General features: G+C 71.8%; 3 protein-coding genes. All 3 read left to right on the top strand.

Annotation, left to right across the window (positions count from 1 at the left end; genetic code table 11):
* Positions 1-390: 390 nt before the first annotated feature.
* The 3 genes from C1I97_RS37155 to C1I97_RS37150 are packed head-to-tail and all read left to right on the top strand — an operon-like array spanning position 391 to position 1,335.
* Entirely contained in the window at positions 391-705 is a 315-nt protein-coding gene (locus C1I97_RS37155; RefSeq protein WP_111007273.1) for a VIT1/CCC1 transporter family protein, read from the top strand.
* A 39-nt stretch (positions 706-744) separates the two neighbouring features.
* On the top strand, positions 745-885 hold the full coding sequence (locus C1I97_RS40450) for a hypothetical protein (RefSeq protein ID WP_181447095.1): 141 nt from the start codon (positions 745-747) through the stop codon (positions 883-885).
* A 30-nt stretch (positions 886-915) separates the two neighbouring features.
* Complete coding sequence (locus C1I97_RS37150; protein WP_111007272.1) at positions 916-1,335, top strand: DUF1275 family protein; 420 nt, start codon at positions 916-918, stop codon at positions 1,333-1,335.
* The last annotated feature ends 110 nt before the right edge of the window (positions 1,336-1,445 follow it).

The raw sequence follows: 1,445 nt of genomic DNA, 5'->3' as shown, positions 1-1,445 counted from the left end.
TTCCTCCGCCTGCGCAACGACCCCGCCCTCCGCACCACCACAGCCCCGGCCCGTCGCAAGGCCTGACCCGGCCATCCAGCCGCCCAAGCGCCGGCTCGACGACCAGCACGGCGGTCCTTGCCAGCCCGCACGGCGGCCCGTCCCGGCCCCCGGCGGCACAGCCGGCTGGAGCCAAGCCCAGCTGCCGACGCCCGTGCAACGGCTGCGCACCGCCCGACCATGGCCCCGAGGGCGCAGCAGGTCAGGGTGCACCGCGCCTCGGTGTTGCAGTGCGGGATTGCAGCGGCTGCCGGGCCGCGCGGGCGGTCGGCGGCTGCCGCCGGCGCGGGATGGTGACCCGGGCCTCCACCGGGACGATGCCGGCCGCCGGGTATCGGCCGCCTTCCATCCGTGACCCGTCCATCCGCAGTCCCCGGCGATGGGTCGTTTCTTCTGCAGCGGGCTCAGCCCGCGCTGATCGGGCTGAGCGACGGCTCGCTGTCCACGCTGGCGCCAGTCTTCGCCGTCGCGTTCGCCACACACCAGCCGACCTACGCGTTCTTCGCCGGGCTGGCCACCACGATCGGTGCGGGCGTCAGCATGGCCTTCTCGGAGGGCCTGTCTGACACCGGGGACCTGACTGGGCGCGGGAGCCCCATTCTGCGCGGCTCGATCACCGGAGCGGGCACATTCCTCGGCGGCGTGCCGCACACCTGCCCTCTCTGATCCCGGACTACCGCGCCGCGCTGCCGGCCGCAACCGAGCATGATCGCAGTTGAGCTGGTGACCCTGGCCCGGATCCGGTGGCGCTTCTTCGGCACGGGCTTTCTGCGCTCTTTCGTCGCCATCGCGATCGGTGGGGCGATCATTACCAGCGTCAGCGCCACACTCGGCGCGATCAGCTGAACACGCCAAGCCCAAGAGAGATGATCCCTCATGGCCGTTCCCTCTCCGCTCGGTTCCCGGCAGACGGTGGCCGCGCTGCTGACCCTGACCGTGGTCACCGGACTTGTCGACGCGGTCAGTTACCTGAGCCTGGGCCGGGTCTTTGTGGCGAACATGACGGGCAACGTGGTCTTCCTCGGCTTCGCCGCGGACCCGGGCTCCGGCCTGTCCGCGATCGCCTCGATGATCGCGATCGCAGGATTCGTACTCGGCGCGCTGGCCGGCGGCCGGGTCGCGCACGCCCTCGCCGACCGGTCCGGCCGCTGGCTGGCCACCGCGTTCGCCGGGGAAGCGGCCCTTCTCGGCCTGGTCGCCGTACTCGCCGGAGCAGGCGTGCTGCCCTTCGCCGGAGACGGCAGGTTCGCGACCATCGCCCTTCTCGCAGTCGCCCTCGTGTCGGCGTACACGTGAACGTCCCCACCCGCGTACGGATGAACGCGGCCAGTTCCTGATGCGCTGAGGGGTGCTGCTCGGCACTCTGCTGCTTGGTCGGTGTAGGCGGCGGAGGGGCGGTCGACAGT

Source organism: Streptomyces sp. NTH33, assembly GCF_003236365.1.
Taxonomy (GTDB): Bacteria; Actinomycetota; Actinomycetes; order Streptomycetales; family Streptomycetaceae; genus Streptomyces.
Note: the sequence above shows the minus strand (reverse complement) of the source record. Positions and strands in the feature narration are given on the sequence as shown.

Excerpts from the sequence above, each read along its gene's own strand:
- C1I97_RS37150 (WP_111007272.1), top strand. The coding sequence starts at position 916 with ATGGCCGTTCCCTCTCCGCTCGGTTCCCGGCAGACGGTGGCCGCGCTG.
- C1I97_RS40450 (WP_181447095.1), top strand. The coding sequence starts at position 745 with ATGATCGCAGTTGAGCTGGTGACCCTGGCCCGGATCCGGTGGCGCTTC.